This is a genomic window from Thermodesulfovibrionia bacterium (assembly GCA_030646035.1).
GTDB lineage: Bacteria > Nitrospirota > Thermodesulfovibrionia > UBA6902 > UBA6902 > JACQZG01.
In genome coordinates, this window is the sequence record JAUSMY010000055.1 from 13664 (window position 1) to 28340 (window position 14677).

Sequence of the window (14677 nt, forward strand, 5' to 3'; positions counted from 1 at the left end):
ATCCCCCTCAATCCCCCTTTTACAAAGTGGGACAATCGATTTTTCATGGAGGATACAATGTCAAATAAGATGCTTGGGGATATGATGAAGCAGGCCCAGAAGATGCAGCAGGAGATGGCAAAGATACAGGAAGAGGCAAAGAAGAAGACCGTTGAGGCCTCTGCAGGCGGCGGTATGGTTGTCGTGACAGCCAGCGGCGCAATGGAGATAGTCTCTGTCAAGATAGAGAAGGATGTCGTAAACCCTGACGATATAGAGATGCTTCAGGACCTGATAATCGCCGCCTCAAATGAGGCGCTTCGCAGGGCGCAGCAGATGGTTAATGATGATATGGGTAAACTGACCGGCGGAATGAAGCTCCCCGGCCTTGGGAATCTATTCGGTTAATGAGCGGCAATATAGTAGAAAACCTTGTTACAGAACTCATGAGGCTCCCGGGCATAGGGAGAAAGACCGCCCAGCGCCTTTCGTTCTTTATTATGGGGATGCCTTATAATGAAGCCCGCTCAATGGCTGATGCCATCATCATGATAAAAGAGAAGGCACGCTTCTGCAGCCAGTGCTTCAGCGTCACAGAAGATGAGATGTGCCATATATGCAAAGACCCTGCAAGAGACAAGAGCAAGATATGTGTAGTCGAGGAGCCGAGCAACCTCATTGTCATTGAAAACGCCCGAATATATAACGGACTCTATCATGTCCTTCTCGGCGCGCTCTCACCTATTGACGGCATTACGCCTGACAAGCTCAAGATCAGCGAGCTTGCCGAGAGAGTGAAGAGAGGCGGGATATCAGAGGTCATCATCGCTACAAACCCGAATACAAAGGGCGAGACAACCGCGCAGTACATCACCCGGGAATTGAAGCCCCTTGGAGTTAAGCTCTCAAGAATAGCCTACGGCCTCCCCATCGGCGGAGATATTGAATTTGCCGACGAGGTAACGCTTGCAAAATCACTTGAGGGAAGAAAGGAGCTGTAACACAAGATGGAAAATCATAAATTAGTGCTCCCCCAGCACATGAACCAGTACGGTTTTCTTTTTGGAGGCAACCTTCTAAAGTGGACAGATGAATATGCGTGGATAGCCGCAAGCCAGGATTATCCGGGCTGCAATTTTGTCACGATCGGGCTTGATAAGGTTGAATTCAAGCGAAGTGTCAGAAAAGGGACCATACTGAAATTTATCGCTCAAAAAACAAGAACAGGAAATACTTCAGTCCAGTATCGCATGAAAGTATTTCGCGGCAACAGTCTTGATGAAGAGAACGACCTCATATTTTCTACCAATGTAACGTATGTACGCGTTGATGAAGAAGGCAGGAAAATACCTTTACCGAAATGATCATTGGAAATACCAATAAGCTTCCTTATTTCCTTTTCACTTTATACCTGATGGTCTTTGCTGCATTGGCTGTAGCCCCGCATGACCGTTCAATATGGTGGGCTGAGAATATCCCGATCATGCTGATTGTCCTCTTTCTGCTGTTGACCTACCATAAATATCAATTCTCAAATGCAGCGTATATATGCATGGCCTTTCTTATCTTCCTGCATACAGTCGGCGGGCATTACACCTTTGCGCTTGTCCCCTTTGACCATGTTACCAAACTGTTCGGGTTTGAAAGGAACCATTATGACCGCATCACCCACTTTACAGTCGGATTTTATGCTTTCCCTATCGCTGAATTCATATTAAACAAAAGATGGGTAACAAAAAAATTAATACTCTTTTCCTTCCCTATTTTCACTATCTTTGCTGTCGCAAGCATATATGAGATCATAGAATGGTCATTTGCGATTGCTTCAGATCCATCAGCAGGATTGGCTTTTCTGGGGTCTCAGGGCGATGTCTGGGATGCGCAGAAAGATATGCTGGCAGACGGATTAGGCTCCGTATGTGTAATGGCATTCTTCAGTATGCTTAGAAGAAGAGAGATCCTTCACTTTGCCAAGCATACAGACAGCGAAACAGCTCCCGCACATCAGGCAGGACGCTAACAGATATAGGTTAAAACAATATCAGCCCCTATCGCCATGAGTGACAATAGAAATATAATAAGGTAGTTAATGTTCTCAGGCGACCGCTTTATGGATGAGAGCAGGTAAACAAGAACTTCCCTCTCCTCTTCAGAAAGGCATGCTCCTGACTTTGCTTTTTCTATCAGGTGAAAATCATCAACAGCCTTTTTTCTCTTTATAGTTATACGGAATCGGTGATAGAAGAAGGCAAAGTTACCCAGTACCGCAAAATACCATACCGGCCTGACCCAGGAAGGATATATATGGTCAATGATGATGAGTATCCTGAAGGCTGTTGAAGCCAGCAGCCCGATAATAAATACAGTGTACATCGCGTAATTGGAAGACATGACAGGTTTTTCTTTATTCATGAAGATGATTATAACATGATGCTTCCGTTGGGTTAAAATAATGATATAATCTTTCCATAGATATACAGATATAAAAATGCGTAAACAAAGATGGCCTAAAAAAACAGGCGGAAACAGATCCGTTGAAGAGATAATCAGGGGGCTGAAGAAGAACATCCCAGCTGACAACGGATACAGGGAGATGTCGCTCAAGATCCACGGACTGATATGCGCCAAGTGCGGAAGAGAGTTTGAGGACAAAGACAGAAACATCCTGACCGTTCACCATAAAGACGGCAACCACAATAACAACCCGCCTAACGGCTCTAACTGGGAAAACCTCTGCGTCCACTGCCACGAGGACGAGCACAGCAGAGGCCTGCTTGGCGGCTATTTAAGCGGTGAAAAATGAGGCGGATAAGACTTAATTCGGATTTAATGCTAAAATTAAGGCTGTCAAGATGAAAAATTCAAATATGCAGCTCATGAAAGGAAATTAACAAATGGAATCATTTAAAGATCTAGGGCTCTCTGAAGAGACATTAAAAGTATTAAAGCAGAAGGGGTTTGAGGAACCAACCCCGATCCAGATAAGCACCATACCGGCGATACTTTTGGGAAAGAAGGATGTTGTCGGCCAGGCTCAGACCGGCACAGGAAAGACAGCTGCTTTTGGCCTTCCGATGTTAGAACTCATGCCGGAAAGGTCGAAAAATGTCCAGGCCCTTGTCCTTACGCCCACAAGAGAGCTTGCCATTCAAGTTGCTGAGGAGATCAATTCATTAAAAGGCAAGAAGAAGCTGAGCATTATCCCTGTCTACGGCGGGCAGTCCATCGACCTCCAGCTTAAAAGCCTGAAGAAAGGCGTTGATATAGTCGTAGGCACGCCCGGCAGGATCATGGACCATCTTAGGCGCCGGACATTAAAGGTGGATGATATATCTTTCCTTGTACTGGATGAGGCTGACGAGATGCTGAACATGGGCTTTCTTGATGATGTAATAGAGATCATGAAGCACACCGGGTCTGATAAACGGACCATGCTATTCTCAGCTACGATGCCTGCTGAGATAATGCAGATCGCCAAGAAACATATGGGCGAATTTGATGTCTTTAAGGTTTCCAAAGGACAGCTTACGGTCAGCAAGACAGACCAGATATATTTTGAAGTAGCAGCTGCAAACAAGTTTGAGGCGCTCTGCAGGATCATTGATATTGAAGAAGACTTTTACGGCCTTGTCTTCTGCAGAACCAAGATAGATGTTGACAATGTCTCCAGCCACATGACCGAGCGCGGCTATGACGCTGACGGCCTTCACGGCGACATGTCGCAGGGACAGAGAGAGAAGATACTGAACAAGTTCAAAAAACGCCAATCCAATATCCTTATCGCCACCGACGTGGCAGCCAGGGGAATAGATGTCCAGGATCTGACGCATGTTATCAATTACGCGCTTCCCCAGGACCCTGAGTCATACGTGCACAGGATCGGCCGTACCGGCAGGGCAGGCAAAGAGGGCATAGCCATAACCTTTATCACGCCGTCAGAGTATAAAAAGCTCCAGTTCATCCAGCAGAAGGCAAAGACCGATATTCGCAAGGCGAAACTGCCGAAGATCAAGGATGTAATTGAGATGAAAAAAGGCAGGATCAAGGCAGACCTTGCAGATATTATAGAAGCATCACCCAACATCGAATACATGAAGATGTCGAAAGAACTTCTGGAAACCAATGAACCGGAAGATATATTAGCAGCGCTTCTGCAGTACTCTTTTCAGGATGAGCTGGATGTATCGAGCTATGCTGAGATAGAGGAATCGGTTGTGGACGGCAAAGGCAAGACACGCCTCTTTGTGACACAGGGCAGCAAGGACGGGATGACACGCGACAAGCTGGTAGATTTCATCAAGGACAAATGCGGATGCGACATAGTAGCCGGAAAGGTAAGGGACATCCAGATACTGGATAAATTCTCATTTGTCACCCTTCCATTTAATGAAGCTGAAAAGGTATTAGCCTACTTCAAGAAGAAGAAAAGAGGCTCCGGGCCATTCGTTACAAAGGCAAAGGATAAGAAGGGCGGGAGATAAACCGGCGCGTCTCGTTATGGAAAAGAAAAATATTGAGGACATGTCGGTCGAAGAGCTGAAAAAGGAACTGGAGCATGCAAGTGAATGCCTTATTGATGAAGAAGAGACTTACGGCTTTTCAATGCACAAAGCATCCGTCCACATCGGCTCGCTTCAGGTTGAGGCGATGAAAGAGGACTTCGAGGACAACTGCAGGAACTATAAAGCAAAGATTGCTAGGATAGAGGAACTGCTGAAGAAAAAGGGTTAGCAGATGATGGAAGCCCAACTTCCATCATCTGTCACATAAACTTAACTAACTGCCCCGCATAAATAAGCGCAAGTCTTATAATGAGTCCGCCTGTGAGTACCATTACCGCGCTCAGGTTCATCTTGAAGATCGTGGCCTCTGATAAAACATCAGCGTGCTCTTCTCTCATCTCTATCAGCTTCATTACAAGCGCAAGCGGCAGGAGCACAGCCATAAGAAATACAGCCAAAAAGTACAGGAAAAATTCATGGGTCAGTGCAAAGAAAGGCATGATGGATGCCTTGCTGGAGGCTGAGGAATTGTACTGTCCGTAGAAGAAGAGCACGATTATCACTATCTCTGCAAAGATGAGCCATATATCGAGTTTTGTATAGAAAAGCTTAACAGCAGCCCTTCTTGCAACTATTATGAGGAATGCTGCGCCTGTGGAAGCGGCAGAGGTGAGAAATAGCACAGGCAGTATCGGTGAATTCCATAGAGGCCTCGCAAGCATGTTGCTGAGAAGCACGCCGGTATAGATGCCGAGAAATATCCCTAACCCGAAGCTTATCATTGCAAGCCTTCTCATGTAGGGGCGCAGCATCTCAGAAAGTTTTATCAGCGCTTCGTACCTGAGGTTATGCCTTGATTCCGGCGGCGCGGTGGAAAGGGCGTAAAGAAAGCTTACGGGTATTATGATCATTATGCCCCACGCGCCCCAGGACATCGGGGAGGTCGGCTGGAGGGTCAGATAGAACCAGAACATGTTTGCCTTGCGCTCAAGGTCAAGGAATATGAAGAGCATGCCGAATGCGAGAATGAACGGGGCGAACATGACACCTTTTTCACAATGAGGCCCTGATGCGCTGCCAGGCCATTTCCTGAGGTTGGCTATAGCTGACATTATAAGGATGCCTGCGCTAAGCCCGCCTAAGAAAAGATATATCGCCACCAGCCAGTTCCATACATCAAGGTGAGGATATGTGATGCTGTTTATCCCTGTGATCGTGACTTCAGTCATTTCTATCGTTACCCCTTTAATATCCTGTTAATGTAATATACCTTCGGTTCGGTTCCGGCGGCAGGTTTCAATACTTCAAAGTGATGCTCACGAAGAAGAACTGAGACCTCGCTTTCCGGATCCTCTATATCTCCGAATATTCTTGACCTTCCTATGCATGTCTGAACGCACGCCGGCTCCTTGCCCTTGGCAACCCTGTGCGAGCAGAATGTGCACTTATCAGCGTAACCGTGGCGTGGGTCTATATATCTCGCGTCATAAGGGCATGAGGCTATGCAGGCCTTGCAGCCGACACATCTGTTCTTCTTTAACAAGACCATCCCGGTCTCTTTATCTTTGTATGACGCGCCTGTAGGGCAGTTGTAAACGCATGGCGGGTTATCGCAGTGGTTGCACAATTCCGAACGAAGCTCCATCCTGAGCTTTGGGAATTGGCCCTCTACTTCCTGAATGACCCTTGTCCTGAAATGCTCCTCAGGCACATCGTTCTCAGCCTTGCACGCGACTATACATGCCATGCAGCCGATGCATCTTCTCTGGTCTATAACCATTACGTATTTAGACATTTTACGCCTTCTCTATCCTCACGAAATTCACACGCATGCCTGTTGAGCCGCTTATCGGGTCAGACACGAACCTGGTCATAAGCCTGCTGTCGTCAGCGCCTCTTCCGCGCGCCCTGCTGAGCAGCCTGCTCTTTGCGCCGAAGCCGTGCACCATATAGACACAGTCATTTCTTATCCTCTGAGTGACCTTTGCTTTAATAATCTCAGACCTTACATTGTCAGAATTGACCAGAATAATATTCTGCCCGTCCATAATCCCCATACTTGAAGCAATCCTGGCATTTAACCAGAGTACATTCTCCTCAAAGAGCTCAAAGAGCTTCTGGTTATTTGCGGTCCTTGAAAAAGAATGTACAGGCGAGCGGCCTGAGAGCAGCCTGAACCATCCCTTTTCCGGCTGCTCAATGCGGTTATATTTCGGTATAGGGTCAAAGCCTTGTGCCGCAAGCTGGCTGCTGTAAAGCTCGATCTTGCCTGAAGGTGTCTTAAATACAGGCTGGTTCTCGTTTGTGATATAAGGATTATCACTTCCAGGGTAAAATTTGGTTCCGACCCTTGTAAGTTCATCGTAGTCAATGCCCATGGCAGAGCACTCTTTTTTAATATGTCCCTCATATGTTTCATAAGGGAAGTATTCGCCAACACCAAGCCTGTTGCCGAGTTCCTTGCATATCCACCACCCGGCTTTTGATTTGTATAGCGGTTCTACAACAGGCTGTCTGATGCCGACTGACAATGACACGCCTCTGTCGATCTTGAGAGAGTCGTGCCTTTCAAGATATGTGCACTCCGGAAGTATCACATCAGCCATCATCGCAGTATCCAGCGGCCTTATATCTATCGCGACCAGGAGGTCAAGTTTCATGATAGCTTCTATGCTCTTTACCGGATTCGGAACAGCCCTCAGGATATTGGTTCCTGCCACTACCCATCCTTTAATAGGATATGGGTCAGCGGTTATTGTTGTTCTCCGCACAGCCTGCATAAGCTGAGGCTGCGCAAAATGATGAGGGCCTTTTGCAATTGACACCTTTGACGGGACAGGATAGCTCATGCCTGCAACACCTGACAGCGGTGCTTTAGAAGCAAGGTATATCCCGCCCTTTCTTCCCCATGTGCCGAGTATCGCACCCAATATCGCGATGCATCTCTCACGCTGAGTATCGTTGCCGTGCCATGCCGTAAACCTTCCTGGATGGATACATACTGAAGGTGCGTATCTGCCAAGTTCTCTTGCAGTCTCAACTATAATGTCAGCCGGCAGATCGGTCTCTTTTGAGGCCCACTCGGGAGTATACTCCTTTACTGACTCTTTGAGCTCGTCAAAACCTGTGGTGTATTTGTTAACATACTCACTGTCATAAAGGCCTTCGCTGATAATTATATTTATCCAGGCAAGCATCAGCGCCATATCAGCGCCCGGCCTTATCGGCAGCCAGTGGTCAGCCTTGCCTGCGGCTGTAGAGAACCTCGGGTCCACAACAATTATCTTTGCCCTGTTGCCAAGTGCTTCTGTGAAATCCTGAACCTGGGAGTTATGCATATTCTCTCCGAGGTGTGTTCCGAAAAATACGATTACCCTGCTGTTTGCCATATCCACGCGTTCGGGAGAACCCACATCAGCGCCGTATGTGAGGTCATAGGCGACCATCCTTGCAGCCCTGCATTGGCCATAAGACGGAAATCCGAAATTCGGACTGCCGAACGCCTTGCCCAAATTCATCAGGTGTGTTGTTATGCCTCCGTGCATCATGAATGCTACAGACTCCGGTCCATACTCATTCTTTATCTTTATCATCTTCTCAGCAGTATAATTCAGGGCTTCGTCCCATGAGGCCTCCCTGTATTTACCGTCACCGCGAGCGCCTGTCCTTATCATGGGATGCTTGAGCCTGTCATCATCATAAAGCTCTCCTATGCCTGCGTTGCCTCTGGCGCAGAGCTTTCCCCTTGACCTTGGGTCATAGGGATTGCCCTCGAGCTTTTTGACTTTGCCGTCCACAACCGCGGCTACAGCGCCGCAGTTCCAGAAACAGACCTCGCAGTAAGTCGGAATATACCTGACATCTTCATTAGACTCAGGGGTGATGGCGAAGAGATGGCTGAACAATTCAGCATCAGAAAAGGATACAGCAGTTCCCGCGGCAGCAATTGATGTGTATTTTAGAAAATCTCTTCTTGATATTGGCATAACTTACACTCTCAAAAACTGTTGTTATGTTATATCAATATCACAGCTTTACCTGTTGGTCAAGAGGAGATTTTTAGAATAAATCGGGGATTGGATTAATATAACTAACGGATCTCTGTCCAGAAGTCATCATTATCAATGGAGATGAGAAGGGTTTCAGCCAGCTCTTCTTCTAACGCAGTGCCGCCGTCTTTAAGCTCCTCAAGAAGGGACTTGGGCACTGCTACAGTACACATCCTGTCTTTCCTTATCAGCAGAAACCTGTAGATAGATTCTACAGGGATAAAGAATACACGGAATACCATGATATTCCTGTCGATCTGCCTGATCTTTTTTTCAACTATATTGTAAGCAGGAATCTTATGTATTGTCTCTTCAGGGCACATGATAACGCTCTTTATTTAAATTATTTTATGTCTGAGGATTACCTTTCTCCAGATAATCAAATATATTTACTTTGAGCCAGTGGGTGTCCCACCAGAAGATAGGCGATGTTTCATGGCCGTGTATAAGTATACCGAAATGGAGGTGGTCTCCGCCTGCAAAACCGGTAGCCCCTGACCTGGCTATGACAGCGCCCTTCTTGACCTCGTCGCCTTCCTTTACCATGATCTCCGAAAGATGAGAGTAAATGCTCATGAGCGCCATTCCGTGATCTATCGCTACGGTGTTGCCGTATATACCCAGATCTCCCGCAAACCTGACGATGCCGGTGTTGGCAGCTTCAACAGGAGAATTCGCGTTTGCGGCAAGGTCATACCCGAGATGGACGCTCTCGCTTATCTTTCTGCCGTTGTATATATAATCTCTCTTATCCCCGTACTTTGCCATGACCTGGCTGTTCTTCATCTGAAGGAAGTTCCCCTCCCAAAGCATCTTCGATTCTGTGACCTTGGCTATCTCACGCAGCTTTGCAACATTTTCAGCCCTCATCTTCTCATTAACCTCTTTGAATGAACCGACCGGATCAGAAGTGCTCGTGATGTTCAGGATCGAGACAACAGCCGTGTTTATAAATGTGTCTGAAATATTTATCGAAGACGCGCTGTACGTCTTCCCGATTATCTTTGTATCAACAGCCCTGACCCTCTGATTGCCGGCCATGTCTTCCGCAACTGCGTGAATAGTGCCTCCTTCAACAATATCAAGGAGCACAGGGAAGAAGATATAGTACTCAAAAGCCCCGTCAGCGCCCGGGTTATCAGCCGCTTTATAGCCTTCAAACCGGTAATCCTTTAATCTAACAAATACAGCATCAGCATCCTTAGACTTGACGGCGATGAAGCCGCCGCCTCCGACAGTGACCATATACGGAGACATCAATACATCAAGAGTAGGCGGGGTGGTATCGATTACAGAGTCTATCTCTTGCTTGGCCTCCCTGAAACCGCCCGATGATGCGACTATGGAGATCTTTGCAGGGCCGTCGCTAAGCTGCAGCTCCTTTGTCTTAACCTGAATTGAATATTTCTTATCACTGATCGGCGTCACATCCCTTAACAGCTCGGCAGTCTTTCCATTCTGGCTGATCGATATCACAATAGACTTCAGGTTCTTTGCATTCAGCACAACCGTCTTATTGGAAGAGATAAATTTAAATGCATCAGTTCCTTCGATCACCGGAGCCGGGATAAAGAATAATTTATACGCGGCATAACCGATAGCAAGAAGGATGAATAAGAGCACAACCGTTATTGATAACTTCTTAAAGATACCACCACTGCTTTTACTTACATAACCGCTCATCCAGCCTCCAGATAACTATATATAATTTGACTTTATTATTAGTGGGATTTCAAAAAAATACCAAATAATGACCATCTAATATAATATCTTGCGAAAACTAAATCAAAGGGCAAATAGTTATAATATGAACAGACAGACTTTAACCCTATATAAGGGAGGCATTCTTCATGGCTAAAACAGACGTATACCTTGCTAAAACAGAAGACCCTTACATCGGAGCATGCGAAGCACTTGACGCACTCGGCTTCAGCGTAACGGGAAAGAGTGTCTATATAAAACCCAATCTTACCGGCGGAAGGCCATGCTATGAGGGCATGACGGTTAATACCGGCCTTGTGAGGGCAGTGATAGAGCGGATCCATGACGCACCAAGAATAACCATTGGCGAGTCATGCAGTGATACAGTAACAGCTTTTAACGAGCTCGGCTACCGCGAGCTTGTTGAGGAGTTCCCGAATGTCCGCCTTGAAGATATCCGCGAGGCGGAGATAGTCTGGAAAAAGATACCAAAGCCTTACCACACAAAAGAGATGCCTTTTAATGCCACCGTATTAAAGCATGACTATGTCGTCAACATCGCAAAGATGAAGACCCACTCGCTGGCAGGCGTGACATTATGCATGAAGAACATCTTCGGCTGCGTCCCGCTACGCAAGCAAAAGCTCATGTACCATCCATTCATAAGAAAGGCGATCATGGATATGAACCAGATAATAAAAAGTGACTTCTGCCTTGTTGACGGAGTATGGGGAAATGAGTTTGACGAAGTGCAGAGCACACCTAAATATACAGGCGTTGTGCTTGCGGGAGAGAATATACTTGCAGTTGATATTACCGCTGCCGCAGTAATGGGCATCGACCTTTATGACAACGAAACATATAAGATGGCGTTGGAGCTTTGGGGCAGGCCTGAGATAAATTTGCTCGGCTCGCCTGTCGAGCATCTTGAGGTGAAGTACAGGCAGGGATGCCTATTCTCAACAAGGCTCAGATACATTAAAGAGACAACCGCAAGCCTGCTGTACAGGGCGGTTTATAAACATTAAGATAATATAGGAGACTAAATGCCTTACACAAGAAATTGGAACATCCCGCTTGAATGCATAACAAAGGAAGAACTCTTAGACCGCATTAACAATAAATCAGACTATATTATTGTTGACACCATCGGCAATTATCATGGGAATAAACATAAGATAAAAACCTCAACCACTATTGATTACCCGACTGTCATAGACAGAAGAAAAGAACTGGCAGGACACAGCGAGATAATAATCTACTGCAAACACAAAGACTGCGTCGCCTCAAAAAAAGTCGCATCTGCGCTCATATCTTTGAATGTGAAGAACGTGAAGGTGTATGAAGGCGGGATAGATGAATGGGTTGAGCATAACCTGCCGATTGAAGAAGTGTGATGCCCTCATCGGAAGAATTTTATGCGTAACATAAAACTTGTTTTGGAATACGATGGCAGCCGTTATAAAGGATGGCAGCGCCAGACGTCTATTAAAAGCACGGTTCAGGGAAGGATTGAGCATGTGCTGCAGCTGATGACTGAAGAGAAGATCGAGCTTCACGGATCAGGTCGTACTGACACAGGAGTGCATGCCCTGGGACAAGTTGCGAATTTTCATACTCAAAGTCAAAAGGAACTTTCAGAAATAGAGGAGTATCTACATAAATACCTTCCTGAAGATATCAATCTCCTTGAGATCGAGGAGATGCCTGAACGTTTCCATTCAAGGCTGAATGCAAAAGGGAAAAACTACCTATACCGGATCTGGAACCATCCTTTTAAAAAGAATATCTTCAACAGGGGCTATTATCTTCAAGTAAAAAAACCTCTAAATGTTGAAGAGATGAAACGGGCTGCGGAGCTGTTTGTCGGGACCAAAGACTTTCGAAGTTTTACCGCCTTGAAGTCAAAGAACAAATCGACCGTAAGGACTATCTCAAAGATCGAGATCCTTAAAAAAGAGAGTGAGATCACTCTCAATTTTTCAGGAGATGGTTTTCTTCATAAGATGATCAGGGTGATCACCGGGACGATCATTCAAGTTGGTTTAGGTGAGCTTTCTGTTTCAGAAGTTAAAGAGATGTTTGAAAAGGAAAAGCGCTCAGAGGCCGGCTTTACTGCTCCTCCTCATGCCTTGTTTCTGGTTAAGGTCATTTATTGAAAGTGGACAGCTACAACCTGCCCAAGTGAAATCCCGCCGTCATTTGATGGAACAAGCTGATGGATCAGAGGAGTAAAACCTTTCTCCTTTAATTTATTAAATGCCCCGGAGAGAAGTATCGCGTTCTGAAATACCCCGCCTGAAAGAGCAACCTTATTAATGCCTGTTTCATTTCTTAATGACTCTGCAAGAGATATTATTATCTCAATAATTGTGTTGTGAAATATCTTTGCTATGGCATCTGTTGAAACTCCTGATTGTTTATCTTTCACAATCTCTCTGATCATTGGCCGGAAGTCTATGATACCCTCATTTATGCTGAAGAGATAACCTCCATCTTCATCTGAGCGTGAAGCCGCCTGCTCAAGCATGACAGCCGCCTGAGCGTGATACGACACATGATGCTTTAAACCGACAATTGAAGCAACGCCGTCAAAGAGCCTTCCCATGCTTGTTGTCAAAGGCGAGTTAACACCTTTTCTTATCATATCTAAATAAAATTTCTTCTCCTGTTCAGACAAAGAGAGAAGATCAAACCCGGAAGAATCTTCGAATGTCTCATAGAGTAAAGACAAAGCTGTTCTGAAAGGTTCTTTAACAGCCTTCTCTCCTCCGGGCAGGCGGTAAGGATGAAGATGATATAACCTTTTGAAGCCTGAATATGAAGCGATCAGAACCTCGCTGCCCCATACCGTCTTGTCAGTTCCGTAGCCTGTTCCGTCAAATGCAAATCCAATCACCTCTTCATCCTTCTGAATATCATTTTCAGCCATGCATGAAAGTATATGCGCGAAATGGTGCTGGACTTTTACAAGCTTATCTTTGTAATGCTTCTCTCCAAATATTGTGCTGAAGTATCGCGGATGCATGTCCGCGACAACCACCTCAGGCTTGATATTGAAGAGCATCAAAAAGTCATTGACCGTCTCCTCGTAGAACTCCATTGCACGCGGTGTTTCAAGATCTCCTATATGCTGTGATAAATAAACCTTGTCATCAATGCCGACAGCGATCGTATTGTTCAGGTAAGAACCAAGCGCAAGCACCGGCTTTTTTAGTTTGAAGGGCAATATGACAGGCAGTGGAGCAAATCCTCTTGAGCGCCTTATCGGCATCTGCCGGTCAGCAATTATCCTTACAATTGAATCATCACATCTCCTGATTATCTTTCTGTCATGAATTAAAAAATAATCAGCAATGCCTGAAAGCCTTTTGAATGCGTCATCTTCATCCTTTGCAATCGGCTCATCTGAAATATTGGCGCTCGTTGCCACAACAGGCCTTTTCAGCTTCTGTAATATTATGTGGTGAAGGGGCGTGTATGGAAGGAATGCGCCTATGGTGTCATTGCCCGGAGAGATCGAATCAGGAAGCCTCGCCCCTTTCTTCTTTCTGAGAATGACAATCGGCCGCTCGACAGAGAACAAGGCACGTTCTTCAAGTATGCTGACATGCGCCTCAGCCTTTATTGATCCAATGCCAGGGAACATGACAGCAACCGGCCTCTCTTCCCTCTGCTTTTTCTCTCTCAGTTTCGTTATTGATTCAGCATTCCATGCGTCACATAAAAGATGATAACCGCCTAATCCCTTTATGGCGATGATGTTGCCTTCGTTTATAAGTGCAACGCATTGCTCAATAGCCTCATCTTTACTGCTTACAGCTTTACCTTTATTGTCAAACAAAGAAACCTCAGGCCCGCAGACAGGGCATGCGTCAGGCTGGGCATGGAACCTTCTGTCTGAATGGTCGCCATACTCACTCTCGCAATCAGAACACATCCTGAAATTCTTCATGGATGTATTCTTTCTGTCATATGGCAGGTCTTTTATGATGGTAAAGCGCGGTCCGCAGTTTGTGCAGTTGGTAAAAGGATAAGCAAACCTTCTGTCGTCTCTATCTGAAACATCCCGCAAGCATTCATCACAGGTCGCTATGTCAGGGAGAACAGAGACTCTGATCTCACCTTCTCTCTCACTCTCTTTAATTACAAACTCATTAAATCCCTTATCATGCAGAAAGGAATGATGCATGCCGTATATTCTGGAGAGCGCCGGTTTCTCCTTCTCAATGCGCAGGAGAAAGTCTGTTAGCAGAGGCTCCTTACCTTCAACTTCGACAACAACTCCGCCTGCGTCATTGCAGACATACCCGTTCAGCCCGATCTCTTTGGCAAGCCTGTAGATGAACGGCCTGAAGCCGACGCCCTGCACAACACCTGTTATATTGATCTTCAGCCTCATAATAACTTGCTCCACGCAATATATTATATAATTACCAATGACAA

At 45.9% G+C, this 14677-nt stretch carries 17 protein-coding genes; 10 read left to right on the forward strand and 7 right to left on the reverse strand.

Annotation, left to right across the window (positions count from 1 at the left end; genetic code table 11):
* The first annotated feature begins 57 nt into the window (after nt 1-57).
* From Q7U10_08470 to Q7U10_08485, 4 genes are read left to right on the forward strand one after another with little or no spacing between them, the layout of a single operon-like run.
* Nucleotides 58-387: a YbaB/EbfC family nucleoid-associated protein gene (locus Q7U10_08470; protein ID MDO8282633.1), complete on the forward strand. Its 330-nt coding sequence runs from the start codon at nt 58-60 to the stop codon at nt 385-387.
* Nucleotides 387-980: a recombination mediator RecR gene (gene recR, locus Q7U10_08475; protein MDO8282634.1), complete on the forward strand. Its 594-nt coding sequence runs from the start codon at nt 387-389 to the stop codon at nt 978-980. The genes Q7U10_08470 and recR overlap by 1 nt, the downstream gene beginning before the upstream one ends.
* Before the next feature lie 6 nt (nt 981-986).
* Entirely contained in the window at nt 987-1343 is a 357-nt protein-coding gene (locus Q7U10_08480; protein ID MDO8282635.1) for an acyl-CoA thioesterase, read from the forward strand.
* Entirely contained in the window at nt 1340-1999 is a 660-nt protein-coding gene (locus Q7U10_08485) for a DUF2238 domain-containing protein (protein MDO8282636.1), read from the forward strand. Before Q7U10_08480 ends, Q7U10_08485 begins: the two co-directional genes overlap by 4 nt.
* On the opposite strand, the gene Q7U10_08490 is transcribed toward Q7U10_08485, so the two are convergent.
* Nucleotides 1996-2391 carry a hypothetical protein gene (locus Q7U10_08490; protein ID MDO8282637.1) on the reverse strand — a complete coding sequence of 132 codons (396 nt, stop codon included), beginning with the start codon at nt 2389-2391 and terminating at the stop codon, nt 1996-1998. The two genes, Q7U10_08485 and Q7U10_08490, sit on opposite strands and share 4 nt — an antisense overlap.
* A gap of 76 nt (nt 2392-2467) precedes the next feature.
* Here Q7U10_08490 and Q7U10_08495 point away from each other — a divergent pair, with 76 nt between their 5' ends.
* From Q7U10_08495 to Q7U10_08505, 3 genes are all read left to right on the forward strand, one after another.
* Nucleotides 2468-2782: a YajD family HNH nuclease gene (locus Q7U10_08495; GenBank protein MDO8282638.1), complete on the forward strand. Its 315-nt coding sequence runs from the start codon at nt 2468-2470 to the stop codon at nt 2780-2782.
* Between the two features lie 91 nt (nt 2783-2873).
* Nucleotides 2874-4460, forward strand: coding sequence for a DEAD/DEAH box helicase (locus Q7U10_08500; protein ID MDO8282639.1), 1587 nt, complete (start codon nt 2874-2876; stop codon nt 4458-4460).
* A gap of 16 nt (nt 4461-4476) precedes the next feature.
* Nucleotides 4477-4710: a hypothetical protein gene (locus Q7U10_08505; GenBank protein MDO8282640.1), complete on the forward strand. Its 234-nt coding sequence runs from the start codon at nt 4477-4479 to the stop codon at nt 4708-4710.
* A gap of 31 nt (nt 4711-4741) precedes the next feature.
* On the opposite strand, the gene nrfD is transcribed toward Q7U10_08505, so the two are convergent.
* The 5 genes from nrfD to Q7U10_08530 all read right to left on the reverse strand — a co-directional run bounded on the left by nrfD (nt 4742) and on the right by Q7U10_08530 (nt 10213).
* Complete coding sequence (gene nrfD, locus Q7U10_08510; GenBank protein ID MDO8282641.1) at nt 4742-5710, reverse strand: NrfD/PsrC family molybdoenzyme membrane anchor subunit; 969 nt, start codon at nt 5708-5710, stop codon at nt 4742-4744.
* Between the two features lie 8 nt (nt 5711-5718).
* A complete protein-coding gene (locus Q7U10_08515) occupies nt 5719-6276 on the reverse strand; it encodes a 4Fe-4S dicluster domain-containing protein (GenBank protein ID MDO8282642.1) in 558 nt (185 codons plus the stop codon).
* A gap of 1 nt (nt 6277) precedes the next feature.
* Nucleotides 6278-8467, reverse strand: a complete 2190-nt coding sequence (locus Q7U10_08520; GenBank protein MDO8282643.1) for a molybdopterin-dependent oxidoreductase — start codon at nt 8465-8467, stop codon at nt 6278-6280.
* A 104-nt stretch (nt 8468-8571) separates the two neighbouring features.
* Complete coding sequence (locus Q7U10_08525) at nt 8572-8853, reverse strand: hypothetical protein (GenBank protein ID MDO8282644.1); 282 nt, start codon at nt 8851-8853, stop codon at nt 8572-8574.
* A gap of 25 nt (nt 8854-8878) precedes the next feature.
* Entirely contained in the window at nt 8879-10213 is a 1335-nt protein-coding gene (locus tag Q7U10_08530; protein ID MDO8282645.1) for a M23 family metallopeptidase, read from the reverse strand.
* Between the two features lie 167 nt (nt 10214-10380).
* Between Q7U10_08530 and Q7U10_08535 the strand changes: the two genes are divergently transcribed.
* Genes Q7U10_08535 through truA form a run of 3 tightly spaced genes read left to right on the forward strand, consistent with a single transcriptional unit; the run spans nt 10381 to nt 12390 of the window.
* Nucleotides 10381-11259 (forward strand): DUF362 domain-containing protein, encoded by an 879-nt coding sequence (locus Q7U10_08535; protein MDO8282646.1) that lies wholly within the window; start codon nt 10381-10383, stop codon nt 11257-11259.
* 18 nt (nt 11260-11277) lie between these two features.
* Nucleotides 11278-11628: a rhodanese-like domain-containing protein gene (locus Q7U10_08540; protein MDO8282647.1), complete on the forward strand. Its 351-nt coding sequence runs from the start codon at nt 11278-11280 to the stop codon at nt 11626-11628.
* Nucleotides 11629-11649: 21 nt separating this feature from the next.
* On the forward strand, nt 11650-12390 hold the full coding sequence (truA, locus tag Q7U10_08545) for a tRNA pseudouridine(38-40) synthase TruA (GenBank protein ID MDO8282648.1): 741 nt from the start codon (nt 11650-11652) through the stop codon (nt 12388-12390).
* On the opposite strand, the gene hypF is transcribed toward truA, so the two are convergent.
* Nucleotides 12384-14633 (reverse strand): carbamoyltransferase HypF, encoded by a 2250-nt coding sequence (gene hypF / locus Q7U10_08550; GenBank protein ID MDO8282649.1) that lies wholly within the window; start codon nt 14631-14633, stop codon nt 12384-12386. The genes truA and hypF overlap by 7 nt on opposite strands.
* Nucleotides 14634-14677 lie beyond the last annotated feature (44 nt).